This is a genomic window from Longimicrobiales bacterium (genome assembly GCA_028823235.1).
Lineage (GTDB): Bacteria > Gemmatimonadota > Gemmatimonadetes > Longimicrobiales > Gaopeijiaceae > UBA2589.
Genome location: JAPKBW010000004.1, coordinates 24,682 through 38,429, shown reverse-complemented (window position 1 = coordinate 38,429; position 13,748 = coordinate 24,682). Strand labels below are relative to the sequence as shown.

The 13,748-nt window shown below is 61.6% G+C and carries 15 protein-coding genes; 12 read left to right on the top strand and 3 right to left on the bottom strand.

Features of this window, described 5'->3' with window-relative positions:
• Positions 1 to 2: 2 nt before the first annotated feature.
• The 11 genes from OSA81_03020 (at position 3) to OSA81_02970 (ending at position 10,993) form a co-directional block, all read left to right on the top strand.
• The gene (locus tag OSA81_03020; protein ID MDE0897966.1) at positions 3 to 1,466 is read left to right on the top strand and encodes a proton-conducting transporter membrane subunit; all 1,464 of its coding nucleotides are present in this window, start codon (positions 3 to 5) and stop codon (positions 1,464 to 1,466) included.
• On the top strand, positions 1,463 to 1,801 hold the full coding sequence (locus OSA81_03015; protein ID MDE0897965.1) for a hypothetical protein: 339 nt from the start codon (positions 1,463 to 1,465) through the stop codon (positions 1,799 to 1,801). The genes OSA81_03020 and OSA81_03015 overlap by 4 nt, the downstream gene beginning before the upstream one ends.
• Positions 1,791 to 3,596, top strand: a complete 1,806-nt coding sequence (locus OSA81_03010) for a Na(+)/H(+) antiporter subunit D (GenBank protein MDE0897964.1) — start codon at positions 1,791 to 1,793, stop codon at positions 3,594 to 3,596. The genes OSA81_03015 and OSA81_03010 overlap by 11 nt, the downstream gene beginning before the upstream one ends.
• Before the next feature lie 60 nt (positions 3,597 to 3,656).
• On the top strand, positions 3,657 to 4,520 hold the full coding sequence (locus OSA81_03005) for a hypothetical protein (GenBank protein ID MDE0897963.1): 864 nt from the start codon (positions 3,657 to 3,659) through the stop codon (positions 4,518 to 4,520).
• A gap of 2 nt (positions 4,521 to 4,522) precedes the next feature.
• Positions 4,523 to 5,002, top strand: a complete 480-nt coding sequence (gene rfaE2, locus OSA81_03000; protein MDE0897962.1) for a D-glycero-beta-D-manno-heptose 1-phosphate adenylyltransferase — start codon at positions 4,523 to 4,525, stop codon at positions 5,000 to 5,002.
• On the top strand, positions 5,002 to 5,721 hold the full coding sequence (gene rph / locus OSA81_02995; GenBank protein ID MDE0897961.1) for a ribonuclease PH: 720 nt from the start codon (positions 5,002 to 5,004) through the stop codon (positions 5,719 to 5,721). Before rfaE2 ends, rph begins: the two co-directional genes overlap by 1 nt.
• Positions 5,722 to 5,737: 16 nt before the next feature.
• Positions 5,738 to 6,391, top strand: a complete 654-nt coding sequence (locus tag OSA81_02990; protein MDE0897960.1) for a non-canonical purine NTP pyrophosphatase — start codon at positions 5,738 to 5,740, stop codon at positions 6,389 to 6,391.
• The gene (locus OSA81_02985) at positions 6,391 to 6,714 is read left to right on the top strand and encodes a DUF971 domain-containing protein (protein ID MDE0897959.1); all 324 of its coding nucleotides are present in this window, start codon (positions 6,391 to 6,393) and stop codon (positions 6,712 to 6,714) included. Before OSA81_02990 ends, OSA81_02985 begins: the two co-directional genes overlap by 1 nt.
• Position 6,715: 1 nt before the next feature.
• Positions 6,716 to 7,741: an acetamidase/formamidase family protein gene (locus OSA81_02980; protein MDE0897958.1), complete on the top strand. Its 1,026-nt coding sequence runs from the start codon at positions 6,716 to 6,718 to the stop codon at positions 7,739 to 7,741.
• A gap of 403 nt (positions 7,742 to 8,144) precedes the next feature.
• A complete protein-coding gene (locus OSA81_02975) occupies positions 8,145 to 9,395 on the top strand; it encodes an aminomethyltransferase family protein (GenBank protein MDE0897957.1) in 1,251 nt (416 codons plus the stop codon).
• A complete protein-coding gene (locus tag OSA81_02970; GenBank protein MDE0897956.1) occupies positions 9,395 to 10,993 on the top strand; it encodes an NAD(P)/FAD-dependent oxidoreductase in 1,599 nt (532 codons plus the stop codon). Before OSA81_02975 ends, OSA81_02970 begins: the two co-directional genes overlap by 1 nt.
• Before the next feature lie 103 nt (positions 10,994 to 11,096).
• Here the strand turns inward: OSA81_02970 and OSA81_02965 are convergent, their stop codons facing one another.
• The 3 genes from OSA81_02965 to OSA81_02955 all read right to left on the bottom strand — a co-directional run bounded on the left by OSA81_02965 (position 11,097) and on the right by OSA81_02955 (position 12,627).
• Positions 11,097 to 11,570 carry a hypothetical protein gene (locus OSA81_02965; protein MDE0897955.1) on the bottom strand — a complete coding sequence of 158 codons (474 nt, stop codon included), beginning with the start codon at positions 11,568 to 11,570 and terminating at the stop codon, positions 11,097 to 11,099.
• Positions 11,571 to 11,688: 118 nt separating this feature from the next.
• Positions 11,689 to 11,874 (bottom strand): hypothetical protein, encoded by a 186-nt coding sequence (locus OSA81_02960; GenBank protein MDE0897954.1) that lies wholly within the window; start codon positions 11,872 to 11,874, stop codon positions 11,689 to 11,691.
• Positions 11,875 to 11,982: 108 nt separating this feature from the next.
• Complete coding sequence (locus tag OSA81_02955; GenBank protein ID MDE0897953.1) at positions 11,983 to 12,627, bottom strand: CDP-alcohol phosphatidyltransferase family protein; 645 nt, start codon at positions 12,625 to 12,627, stop codon at positions 11,983 to 11,985.
• Between the two features lie 126 nt (positions 12,628 to 12,753).
• Between OSA81_02955 and OSA81_02950 the strand changes: the two genes are divergently transcribed.
• Positions 12,754 to 13,740, top strand: coding sequence for a zinc-binding alcohol dehydrogenase (locus OSA81_02950; GenBank protein MDE0897952.1), 987 nt, complete (start codon positions 12,754 to 12,756; stop codon positions 13,738 to 13,740).
• Positions 13,741 to 13,748: the final 8 nt, after the last annotated feature.

Here is a 13,748-nt window from a genome sequence, read left to right as displayed (position 1 = left end):
GCATGATTGTACTCTTCACCGTCGTGCTGCCCGTCATCGGCGCGTGTGGTGTGCTGCTTCTGAGGAACCGCCCCAATGCCAGGGAGGCGGCCACGCTGGTCACCGGTGGCGTGACGTTTTTCCACGTGCTCGCTCTGCTCAAGCTCGTCCGAGCCGGTGAGCGCCCTCGCTTCGATATGCTCGAGGTAGTTCCTGACGTCTGGCTGGCGTTCGAGGTTGAGCCGCTCGGTATGGTCTTCGCACTCGTTGCGGGCTTCCTGTGGCCGATCACGTCTCTTTATGCCATCGGCTATATGCGAGGGCACCACGAAGAGAACCAGACTCGGTTCTTTTTCTTCTTCGCGATCGCCATCGCCGGTGCGATGGGCGTTGCCTTCAGTGCGAACCTCTTCACGCTGTTCGTCTTCTATGAGTTCCTGACGTTCTGCACGGTGCCGCTGGTCACGCACCACCAGAGCGAGGAGGCGAAGAAGTCCGGGCGGATCTACCTCGGTATTCTGCTCACGACGTCCGTTGGTTTGCAGCTGGTCGCGATCATCTGGACCTGGGTGCTGGCGGGTCGACTCGATTTCGTGGATGGCGGTATTCTTGCCGGCACCGCTTCGACCGGAGTCCTCGGTACGATTCTGGTGCTCTACGTATACGGGGTCGGAAAAGCGGCGCTGATGCCGTTCCACCGCTGGCTGCCGGCGGCTATGGTCGCGCCGACACCTGTCTCAGCCCTGCTGCACGCTGTTGCGGTGGTGAAGGCCGGTGTCTTCACGGTGCTCAAGATTTCGGTCTACGTCTTTGGCCTCGATTTGCTCAGCACTCTTGCCACGGCGGACTGGCTCGCCTGGGCCGCCGCGATGACGATCATCCTCGGCTCCCTCGTCGCCATCAAGCAGGACAACCTTAAGGCGCGGCTGGCCTATTCAACGATCAGCCAACTGTCTTACATCGTGCTCGGCGCGATGCTCGCGAACGAATGGGGCATCATCGGTGGCGGTATGCACATCGCCATGCATGCATTCGGGAAGATCACGCTCTTCTTCGCTGCTGGCGCCATCATGGTCGCGGCGCACGAAAAGAAGATCAGCCGTATGCATGGACTCGGTCGGACGATGCCGATCACCTTCGGAGCATTCTTCGTGGGTTCGCTGAGCATCATCGGTCTACCGCCGGCTGGCGGCTCGTGGAGCAAATGGTTCCTGGGGATGGGCACGCTTGAAGCTGGCCAGGTCGGCCTCCTGTGCGTTCTCATGCTTAGCTCACTGCTAGGCCTCTACTACCTGCTCGAGGTGCCGGTGAAGGCGTTCTTCTTCCCGCCGCTCGAAGACGCACATCACAACGAGGGCATCAAGGAAGCACCGCTTCCGTCGCTTATCGCCATGTGCGTAACGGCCACGGCTACGGTCGTTCTCTTTTTCTGGCCGGGTCTCTTCCACGAACTCATGAGCATGGTTGTCGCGGGAGGTGGATCGTGAGTCACGATGGTCACCACGAGGTGAAAGAGCCGATCGGGTGGATGGACAAGCCCGACTTCGTGAAGCTGCTCTTCCAGATCTTCTATGTGCTTTGCGTGCTGCTTTTCCTAGCAGAGTTTGTTCTGATGGGGACGGAGAATCATCATCCGCATCCCCTTGAAGAGGCCATGCGTTTCTTCGTGTATCCGGTCTATGGCTTCGCGTCATTTTGGTTCCTGGTGTTGCTGGCCCGGCCAATGCGAAAGCTCCTGATCCGTTCCGAGGACTACTACGAGGGCGGCGGGGCCTACCAGGGCGACGATGGACATGAGGGAGGATCCAGCCATGCTGAGTAGCATGCCTCCCTTCGCGCTCTTCTTCTTGGGCGCCATCGCTGTTGCGTTCACCAAGGGCTCTGTCCGAAAGGCCATCGTTCTAGCCGTCCCGATGCTTGGCGGTATCAATCTCTGGATGACGGCCGGGGCAGACGTCGGGATTGTCACCGGTGCCATAGGGGACACGACAGCACAGGTCTTCCTTCAGCTCGATCTGCTCGGGTACACACTGACGCCGTATCGGGCAGACAAGCTGAGTCTCCTGTTCGGCTATCTGTTCCATATCGCGGCCTTCCTTGGCTTCATGTATGCGCTCCACCTCGGGGACGGGACGCCCGATGGTTCCGTGGCGTCGGATGTCGGGGAGCATGACATCGTTGGAAACAAGACGGCGGGACTGCAGCACGTCGCTGCCATGCTCTACGCAGGTAGTGCTCTGGGAGCCGTCTTCGCAGGGGACTTCATCACCCTGTTCGTGTTCTGGGAGCTGTTGGCCATCACGTCGGCCTTCCTGATCTGGGCCCGAGATGACAAACGGTCGTACGAGACCGGCTTCCGGTACCTGATCATCCACGTGGTGTCGGGCGTGATGCTGCTGTCAGGAGCGCTCATGCTGGCGCACCAGACCGGGTCGATCGCCTTTGACCACATCGGCCTCGACGGGACGGGAGCCGCGGGCTGGCTACTCCTGCTGTCCTTCGGTATCAAGGCAGGCTTCCCGCTGGCCCATAATTGGATCACGGAGGCGTACCCGCAGAGCACGCCGACGGGGACCGTATTCCTCAGCGCCTTCACGACGAAGGTTGCGGTCTATGCGATCGCTCGAGGATTCGCAGGTGCGGATGTGCTGATTTACGTCGGGACGGCCATGACGTTCTTCCCGATTTTCTTTGCCGTCCTCGAGAACGATCTACGCCGAGTACTGGGCTACTCGATGATCAACCAGATCGGATTCATGGTGGCTGGTATCGGGATCGGGACGGGCCTCGCCGTGAACGGAGCGGTCGCCCACGCGTTCGCCGACGTCATCTTCAAGGGGCTGCTCTTCATGTCGATGGGCGCTGTCCTTACGATGACGGGTCGCTCGAAGGGCACCGATCTCGGCGGGCTTTACAAGACGATGCCGATCACGGCGACGTTGTGCATTGTCGGCGCGATGGCGATTTCCGCCTTCCCGCTATTCAGCGCTTTTGTGACCAAGTCGATGATCATGGTCGCGGCGCTCGAAGAGCATCACTACCTCGTGTGGCTCTTCATGCTGTTCGCGTCGGCCGGCGTACTTGAGCATGCGGGTATCAAGATTCCCTTCTTCGCGTTCTTTGCGCACGACTCGGGGATCCGCACCAAGGAGCCGCCGCGGAACATGCTGTTCGCGATGTCTATCGGTGCGGTGCTTTGCGTATTGATCGGGGTGTTCCCCGGCCAGTTCTACACGCTGCTTCCATTCGAGATGGACTACCATCCGTATGACACGCGCCACGTGCTCACCCAGCTTCAGCTGCTCTGCTTCGGTGCCCTCGGCTTCATCACCTTGGTGAAGAGTCGGATCTATCCGAGTGAATTGAGGGCCGTCCACGTTGACGCAGAGGTGCTGTATCGCAAGCTCGGTCCGTGGATCGTGCGAACGGTCGGAGGCGCGGTTCTGAGCGTTGATGCCTATGTGCGTGCCTCCGTTATGGAAGTGGTGCGGTCGGCGCTGGGAGCGCTCGCTCGGGCTCACGGAGAGATGGGGCCATTGGCCCGGTCGTGGCCGTCCGGTAGCATGGTGATGTGGGTCGCACTCCTGCTTGCGGCCTATCTCCTGTTCTACCTCTGACGAATGATCCCATCGGGTCGGCTCCTGTAGGGCGACCCAGCGATTTTCACAGGTGACCCGGTGACTGCTCGACTCGCGACCCATTTCGATGTAGCCGCCCGCGCACCCCAAGTGCTCGAGTTGCTTGTGAGTGCCGGTGTGGACGTCGACGTCGTCGGGGTGGAGGACATGAACTCGGACGGGGCGACGCGGGATCTCCTCACCGCGCTCCGAGAGTCGTCGATCGATCTGGCACTCGTGGGCATACACGCGCTTCGCGGCAGTGCCGCCGATGGACTCACGACCGTGGCTGTATTGCCCAGAGAAGAAGTCCGAGACGTGCTGGTAACAGTGGCCGGAGACCCCACCCCGCTGATGTCCCTTTCCGCGGGGGTCAGGGTTGGAGTGATGGGAGAGAGGCGTAGGGCCTTCCTCGCCGCTCATCGTCCTGACGTTACCGGAGTCACTCTGACGCGAGGGGAGATGGATACAGTCCTCGCCGGCTCGATGGAGGACTGTCCAGACGCGTTGGTCATTAGTGCGATCGAAGCTCGGATGGCCGGTCTGGTAGAGTCGACGGTCGAGGCCCTGGAGCCGAAGTCGTGGCTCCCGGCGCCCGGACAGGGCGCGGTGGCGCTCGTCGCGCGACACCCGATTGCGGAGGCTACTGCACTGGATCACCTCCCGACGCGGACGGCGATACGGACTGAACTTGCTCTGCTTGACGCCCTCGAAACTCCAACGGATGCGACGATCGGCTGCCTTGCGCAGCCGTCGGGCCGCTGGATCCGCCTGTGGGCGGCCGCCGCCAGCGCCGACGGCACGCGCCTCGTGAGATCTGACCTCACCGGGCCGCTCGACGAACCCGAGGGGCTCGGACTCCAGGCGGCGCGAGAGCTCAATTCCCGCGGGTACGGCCTCGTGGTCGCGCCAGTATCGAATTGATCGTGCCGTCGGCCGCGAGCAAGGCGCTGAGCAGAGCCGAAGCGGTCCGTCTCTATGGCAGGCCTCGGAACTCGAGGTTGGTCTTTACAAATGGGGTCTTCGACATCTTGCATCGTGGACACGTCGCGTACCTGGAGTCTTCCCGCGCACTCGGTGACGCTCTGATCGTGGGATTGAACACGGACGCTTCGGCACGACGGCTAGATAAGGGGGTCGGTCGCCCACTCAACTCAGAAGAGAATCGCGCGCTCGTCCTCGCGGCGCTCGAATGTGTGGACGCGGTCTGTCTTTTCGACGAGGACACGCCTGTGGCGCTCATCGAGGCGACGCTGCCCGACGTGCTCGTGAAGGGTGGGGACTATGACCTGGAGCAAGTGGTCGGCCGGGAGCCCGTCGAGGCCTCTGGCGGGACCGTGACACTGATTCCGTTCGTGGACGGATTCTCCACGACTGACCTGATACGCCGAATTCGAGAGAGCTAATGAGTGAGCGACACGACGGCCGCCGTGCCGACCAGGGACGGCCCATCACGATCGAGACTGGGGTGTCTCCCTATGCCGAGGGCTCATGCATCATAGCCACCGGCAATACGCGTGTTCTATGCACGGCCAGCGTTGTGGAAGGTGTGCCCCGGTGGCGGGAGCGGAGCGGGGCAGGTTGGGTTACCGCAGAGTACGCGATGCTGCCCCGAGCTACGCATACGCGTTCGGGGCGTGAACGAAATGGCCCCAAAGGGAGGACACAGGAAATTCAGCGATTGATCGGCCGATCGTTGCGGTCCGTAACCGACATGCCTGCCATGGGGCAGTACACGGTCACGGTCGACTGCGATGTCCTCCAAGCCGATGGAGGGACACGGACCGCATCGATCACCGGTGCATGCGTCTCCCTCGCGCTCGCCACGCGGTGGATGCTGAACGAGGGCATGGTGGAGCGGAGCCCGATGAGAGAGCGAGTGGCCGCTGTCAGCGTCGGTATCGTGGACGGACAGGCCTGCCTCGATCTCGATTACCCAGAGGATTCGTCTGCTCAGGTGGACATGAACATCGTGGCGACGGAAGGAGGCGGACTGGTCGAGGTGCAAGGCACCGCCGAAGGTGATCCCTTCCCGAGGGGTGACCTAGACCGAATGATCGACCTGGGCATGGCCGGCATCGAGACACTGCTGGCAGTCCAGGCCACCGCATTGCGCGGCGAATGACGGCTACGAACGCGTGATGAAGCTGCTGGTCGCGACTCGAAGCTCGGGAAAGATGCCTGAAATTCGCCGTATTTTGTCGTCCGTGCCGGACCTCGAAGTCGTTAACCTGAAAGATGTTGGGCTCGACTACGAACCAGAGGAAGATGAATTGGAGCCATTTGCCACGTTCGAGGAGAACGCGCTGTCGAAGGCTCGGCACTTCGCTATGCGGTCCGGGCTCTCCACCGTAGCGGACGATTCAGGTATCGAGGTTGATGCACTCGATGGACGCCCCGGGGTTCGCACGAAGAGATTCGCTGAGGACGGTGGCGAGGATGCATCATCGCTGGATGGGGTGCCGCTCGACGAAGCCAACAATCGACATCTCATGGCGAGCCTGCAGGGAGTTCCATTGTCCCAGCGGACGGCCCGCTACGTATGCGTGGCCGTGCTCCTGGAACACGAACGTGCTCCGCTTGTGATCCGCGGCGAAGCCCCCGGTGTCATCGTCGAGAAGCCTCGCGGTTCAGGTGGCTTCGGATACGATCCCTATGTGCTCGACCCGGAAATGGGTAAGACGTTCGCAGAGATGTCTCCGGCCGAGAAGGACAGTCGTAGCCATCGTGGAAACGCGTTTCGAGCTCTGGCCGAAGTGTTCACAGCGCGTTGTGCAGTGACGGAGGCGTCCTGATGGCCCGTGACCTCCGTTTCGAACCTGCCGAGATCGGCCCAAGTGCCGACGAGTCCAAGCTCCGCATCGAGTGGAAGGACGGTGTGGTTTCCGAATACGTGCCACGGTACCTCAGGCTTCTATGTCCGTGTGCTGGCTGCGTCAACGAAATGACCGGGGTGCGCACATTGACGCCTCGGATGGTGGACGACCACGTATATCCCACGGCGATTCACTACGTTGGCCGCTACGCGATTCAATGCGTCTGGAGTGATGGTCACTCGACGGGGATCTATACCTTCGAATATCTCCGTGAGATCTGGGATTCCGAACCCGAGGAGTAGGATGACGATGCGGACAAGAAGTGTACTCGCGAGCTCGGCGTTTCTGTTGCTGATGCCGGCGACGACCGTCCTGGGGCAGGAGAGCCACAGTCTCCCCCTCGAGGCTTCGAAGATCCACTGGGGTTACTACGACTCCACTCTGGAGCCGGTGCTTCGGATCCGGTCGGGAGATCGGGTGTCGTTCGACAACCTTCTGGCTCGCGGTCTCGGACGGTTGAGAGATGCCGGGATTGCCGAGGAGCGGTTTTCGGCCGAGATGCTCGCGGTCGAGGCCGAAGAGACCGAGAGGGTAGGGTCACATCCGCTGAACGGTCCGATCTTCGTCGAAGGGGCCGAGCCCGGTGACGTCCTTGAAGTACGATTGGTCGCTATCGGCTTCCTTGCTTCGTACGGCGTGAGCGCGTGGCGGCCCGGGGGAGGTGCTATTACTGATTTCACCGAGACGGGGGTCCGGGCCTTCGAGATCGACACGATTGCGGGCACCGCGACGATGACCGGGGTCAGCGGCGTGACGATCCCGACCCGGCCTTTCTTCGGATCGATCGGAGTGGCACCTCCTGCCAGCGTGGGGCGGCTCAACAGCACCGCACCTGGACGGCACGCCGGGAATCTCGACAACAAGGAGCTCGTCGAGGGCTCGACGCTTTACCTCCCCGTGCATGTCGAGGGTGGACTCCTGTCGATCGGTGATGGTCACGCAGCTCAGGGCGATGGCGAGGTGAGCGGGACCGCCATCGAGACCTCGCTCTACGGAACGATCGAGATAACCCTGCGAAAGGACCTTTCGCTGACGTGGCCGCGTGCTGAGACAGCGACACACTACATCTCCATGGGCCTCGACCCCGACCTCGACGTAGCAGCTGAACTGGCCACACGCGAAATGGTCTCCTGGCTCGTCGAGGAAAAGGGGATGTCCCGAGAGGATGCGTACGTCCTTTGCTCGGTAGCGCTGGATCTTCGGGTGACTCAGGTGGTGGATCAGACGAAGGGCGTGCACGGGATGCTGGCGAAGTCGCTCTTCAATTGAGGTGAAGGCGCCGATGCGCCTGAGGTCGATTGCGGGCTTCTGACTGACATGCTGCTGTGCGTTCACTCCTTCGGCGGAAGGCCCAGGTTTTCGCTCTGTCTGAGCGCCGTCTGGGGGGAGGATCCGGTAGCACGCTCCCGCGTGACGAGCGCGGAGGTCCTGGCCGGCAACGTTCCGAGCTGGCTGCGGACGTCTTCCTTGGCGGAACTGCGTTCCGGTGACGGGGCGTCTGTCGTGCCCTTCCAGGTTACCCTTGACTCCTTGGCCATCGGATTCGACGGCGACTACTTCCTCACGCCGCCGTCTCTGCCCGGCCCCCCTGTATCCCACAGGTTGAGGCGATCCCGCTTTCCGTGCATGTTGGCCCGGTCACGCGCGATCGCACGGCATCCACGAGCCCGACATGCCCCGCACAACCCCGTTTCAACCTCGTGTTGAGTCCCTGAACCAGACCGGCCTTTGGAAGCACTGGTCGGGTTACCGAATCGCGCCGCAGTACCAGTACTCACTGAATGCGGAGTACTACGCGATTCGAAACTCGGTCTCGCTGCTCGATACGTCGCCACTCTTCAAGTACCGCTTCGCGGGATCGGATGCGAAGAAGGTCCTCGAGCGAGCCATGGCACGCGACATTGCCGGCTGTGGCGAGGGACGTGCCCAATACACCTGTTGGTGTGACTCACGTGGATTCGTGCTTCAGGACGGCGTGGTCATGCAGGTGGCCCCGGGCGAGTACTTGCTGACAGCTGCGGAACCGACGTTACGCTACTTCAGGACTGTCGCGCGCGACCTCGCATGCACAGACGTCCAGATCGACGATATCACCCACGATTACGGGATTCTCGCGCTACAGGGTCCTCACGCGCACCAGGTGCTCTCACAACTGACCGACGCCGTGACCCCGTTGAAATACTTCGCTGTGACGTCGGCGGATGTGGCGGGATGTCCGGTGACGATCTCTCGGACCGGATACACGGGGGACCTAGGTTACGAGTTATGGATCCGCGCAGGTGACGCCCTCACGGTCTGGGACGCACTCGTGGCGGCCGGGAGGGGCCACAACCTCACGCCGATCGGGACGACCGCCCTCAAGATGGCTCGTGTGGAGGCAGGGCTGCTGCTCATGGGCGCTGATTTCCACACCTCGCGGTTTGCCTGGGTGGACGCTCAGCGCGAGACGCCGAAGGAGCTCGGGTGGAATTGGATGTTCCGGAAGCTCGGCGAAGACGGTCGTGACTTCATTGGAAGGGCTGCGATCGAAGCCGAGATTGAGCAGCGAACCAGTCGGTGGACGACCGTGGGCTTGGCAGTCGACTGGAATGACTATGAGCGGGTGTACAACACCGCCGGAGTCGTGCCGCCACGGCACGAGATTTATGCGGAATCCACGATGAGCATATACCGACGCGGCGAGAAAGAATGGGATTATGCCGGTTATGCGAGCAGTTTCTTCTCTTCGTCTCTGCTCCGAACGCCTCTCGCGATTGCCAAGTTGCCCCTCGATTTAGCGAAGCCTGGCTCGGAAGTAGATCTGGAGGTCACGGTCATCCGCCGTCCCGAAAATGTGCTCGCACGGGTTGAGCGCATGCCATTCTTCAATCCGCCTCGAAAGACTGCTCTGATGTCCGAGCCGATGGCGGGGGAGTCGACCTGATGCCCGCGGCCGAGAAGTACGACGCGATCGTTGTGGGTGCGGGACACAACGGGCTGGTTAATGCCGGCTATCTCGCCAAGGCTGGACTGAAGACGTTGCTTCTGGAGCGCCGGCACCTCGTGGGTGGGGCAGCGATCACAGAGGAACTGGTTCCTGGCTTCAAGTTCACGACTTTCTCGTACGCGATCAGCCTGTTGCGACCGGATATCGTCCAGGATCTTGACCTCGTGAAGCACGGACTGATGGTGTTGCCGATGGTGAACACGTTTCAGCCTGACCTCGATGGCGACTACATCTTTCTCGGTGCCGACGACGACGCGAACTACCACGAGATCGCCCGTCACTCTATCGAAGACGCGGAAGCGGCCCGCGATCTGGACCACCTGATCAGTCGCCTAGTGCGCGCGCTTAAGCCATGGATGGACCGGATCCCGCCGAATGCGCTTAGCGCAGATCCGGCTGAGGTCGCCGCGCTCGAAGAGCTCCAAGACTACATGGGGAGTCTTGACCCTGAGGTGCGAGAACTGCTGGAGAAGTTCCTTGCCTGCAGCGCGGCCGAGATTCTCGACGAGTACTTTGAAAGCGATCTGGTGAAGTCGCTCTACGCGTCGAGCGGGATCATCGGGAGCAGGTGCGGTCCGCGGAGCAAGGCGTCCGGCCTCGTTTGGTTGTTTCACAAGATGGGCGATTATGACGGCGTCCCTGGACAATGGGGCTTCCACAAGGGTGGAAACGGCGGTTTCACTCAGGTGCTCTCAAGAGCTGTGGAAGCGCTTGGCGGCACCGTCCGTACGAACGCCGGAGCGCAGCGTGTCCTGTATCACGATGGGCTCGCGACGGGTGTCGAATTGGAGGACGGCTCCGTCGTCGATGCCGACATTGTCGTGAGCGCACTCGACCCACGCCAGACGTTCACGCGGTTGATGGACCCGAACGATCTTCCGGAGGATCTCGCTGGCTATATCGCTGACTACAAGTTTCAGGGAACCGCGGCGAAGGTGAACTTCGCGCTCTCGGATGTGCCCTCCTTTCCGGGACTCGAAGGTCGGGAAGACATCTTCATGGGTTTCACCAACCTCGGCCCCTCCATCGACTACCTCGAGGAAGCGTTCGCGGATTGCGAGGCAGGCCGCTTCAGTAGGCGGCCGTTCCTGGACTGCTGTGTGCAGTCGACCATCGACCCGGACATGACCCCCGCCGGAAAGCACATCATGTCGTGCTTCGTCATGTACGCGCCGTACCATCTCGCGAATAGCGACTGGGAGTCGGAACGGGAGAACCTCGGTGATACCGTGCAGGCCACGGTCGAAGAGTTCTTTCCTGGGTTCGGCAAGCTGATTCTGCATCGTGAAATCGTGACGCCGCTCGACATCGAGAAACTCATCGGGCTTTCGGAAGGCAATATATTCGCAGGGGAGCTATTTGAGTCCCAACTCTTTCTCAATCGACCTGCACCCGGTTGGAATCAGTATCGGACACCCATTGAGGGTTACTACCAGTGCGGGTCCGGTACCCATCCGGGTGGGTGCGTCACGGGTGGGCCCGGCAAACTCGCTGCGCAGCAGATCCTTGGAGATCGACGGGGTACTGGCGACTAACTGGATCGGCATCGCGCCCGGGCAATAGCCCTAGACTCTTGAATCATGTCATCCGGGTCCGGCCTCCAGAATGAGACCGGACTGCGGCTGTCTCAGCCGCTTCCTACACGACCTTTCCACCCTGGTACGTCTTGGTTCCGTCCTGGGCAGTATGGAGCACTAGGTGCGCGTCACGGCGCCCGTGGGAGTTCATGAGGTCGAGCAGCATCTGCTCCTCACCCATCCAGGGAAATCCGTATACGACGTCGAATTCGTCCAGTGACCGCCGGAGATCCAGGTAGCCGGAGGGGCCTCCGCCGATCGTCCCGTGGCGACCATCGCCGTCGGAGCGCCCCCACTTCCATCCCATCGGAATGAAGCTCCCGGCAGCGAACCGCGCGTTCGAGTCAAATCGTACGGCAAGTTCTCGCCCTACATCGACGAGAGTTGAATCGAGTTCGATTCCACAAGCGTCGAAACCGAGCAAGTCGGCCATGATCGTGATGATACCCGCGGCCGAGCCCCATTCCAGGAACCGCTGACCTGGCTTCCGGAGTGGCATGAGTGCTGCCAGCACCGCGTCGTAGTCCGCGGCCACGAACGGATGGAAATCATCCTGACGAACCTCCAGGTCAAACCGGTGCCAGAATTCACGACCCTCCTCGCACAGCGCATCGATGCGCGCACCCAGCTCTGGGTCGAGGTCGGGTCCCAGCTTAGCCGTTATCAGATGGTTCCGACTCGGACGGTGTGTCGTCCGTAGTCTCAGTTCCTTCGCCGCCCTCGGGGGCCGAATTGGCGGCCTCTTCAGCTGCCCGTCGTTCGGCTTTTTCCTTCTTCTTTTGCTGTTTCTTGAGCTCGCGCTGCTTCTTCTCGAAACCGTAGTTGGTGCGTCGCGCCATTGTTCCTCCTTAGCGATTGAGTCGCGCCCTCCCGAACGGAGCCGCACGATTTAATCGTAATATACCCCCATGGGGGACGAACCGATGATAGTCTGTGTAATCCGACGGCTAGTTGGTCAGGAGCCACCGGACGTCGACAGCGAATGAGTAGAGCAGCAACCCTAGACTGACCGCGACTACAAGCAGGGCGATCGGCACTGGAATGAGCGGACCGAGAGCGACCAGTAGCGCGATGCCCTGCACGACACACACCGTCTGTCTTCGACGACTCTTCGGCATCTCACGAGACAGGGACGGCACCACCCAACTCGCCATGACGAAGAGGTAGCGGATCAGTCCAATCAGCAGCACCCATGCTCCCGCACGGCCGCTGCTCCATACGAGTAGGGAGAGGGCCATGATAAGCGCGGCGTCCAACTCCATGTCGAACCGTGCCCCGAAAGCAGATTCACTGCCCGTGCGCCGGGCGACCCGGCCGTCCACTCCATCGAGAATCAGGACTACAGTGGACACAACGATGACCCACCAGGCGCCAATCGGGGTGAGTGGGCCAGGGAACAATGAAAGTGCGAGCACCGGAATTGCGAGGACCGCTCGGCCGACGGTTACCCGGTTCGCTGGTCCCAAGCCGGGGCCCGGCAGTTCCTCTCGGACCTGTGAAAGGATCAAGAGGGACATGCTGAGGTACAGGCCTCCGGCGACCCATACGAAACTGGCCGCCAACCCGAGGAGCCACCACGTTGCCGCAGTCATTCCCAGCACCACCGGCACTCCGAACGCCAGATCGCGCGCAGCGCCAAGACGCGATCTGGATTGTATCGAGGCGGGACCGGACCTAGCTGACGTCATAGCTGACCTGAAACCCTGGAGTAGAGTGAATTGAATACCGAGCGAGCCCGACAGTTTTGGGTTCAGTCACCCAGGCACGGCGAGATCGTGGCGGCGAACCTCCCTCTCAGGCAAGAGGGAGAGGTCTTGGTCCGCACGCTCTACTCCGGGATCAGCCGCGGCACGGAGACACTCGTCTATCGGGGTGAGGTGCCGGACTCGCAGCATGAAGTGATGCGTGCACCCTTCCAGGAGGGCGACTTCTCAGGCCCTCTCAAATATGGCTACTCCAGCGTTGGAGAAGTCCTCGAGGGACCTGCGTCGCTTGTGGGACAGACAGTATTCTGTCTCTATCCGCATCAGGACCTCTACTGCGTGCCCGCCGAGTCGGTAACGCCTTTACCAAGTGCGATTCCGCCTTCCCGGGCCGTGCTGGCCGCGAACGTCGAGACGGCACTTAATGCGGTTTGGGACTCTCAGGCGGGGCCCGGAGATCGGATCGTCGTCATCGGAGCCGGGGTCGTTGGGCTGTTGGTGGCGTGGCTGTGCAATTCGCTCCCCGGTGCCGAGGTGCTCCTGGTCGACGTCGATCCGACCAGGGCTGCCGTCGCGGCGACCTTAGGCGTACCGTTCGCAGACCAGGTCTCTGAGGCGGACGACGCGGACTTGGTCTTCCATGCCAGCGGCCAGCCGGCGGGCCTACGCACCGCCCTCACGGCGGCGGGAAAAGAGGCAATGATTCTCGAAGTCAGTTGGTACGGGACTAAGGCCGTATCTTTGCCGCTCGGTGAGGCGTTCCACTCTCGCCGACTGACACTAAAAAGCAGTCAGGTCGGGGCGATCCCTTCACACCGGACCCCACGATGGAGTCACGCCCGGCGGATGTCCGTTGCGTTGTCGTTGCTCGAGGATGCGCGCCTCGACGCGCTCATTCCCGACGAAAACGACTTCGAGGACCTTCCTGAGGTGATGGACAGGCTGAGCCGTGCCACTGGCGGGGCGTTGTGCCATCTCATTCGATACCCGTCTCAACCGTAGAGAGCCTG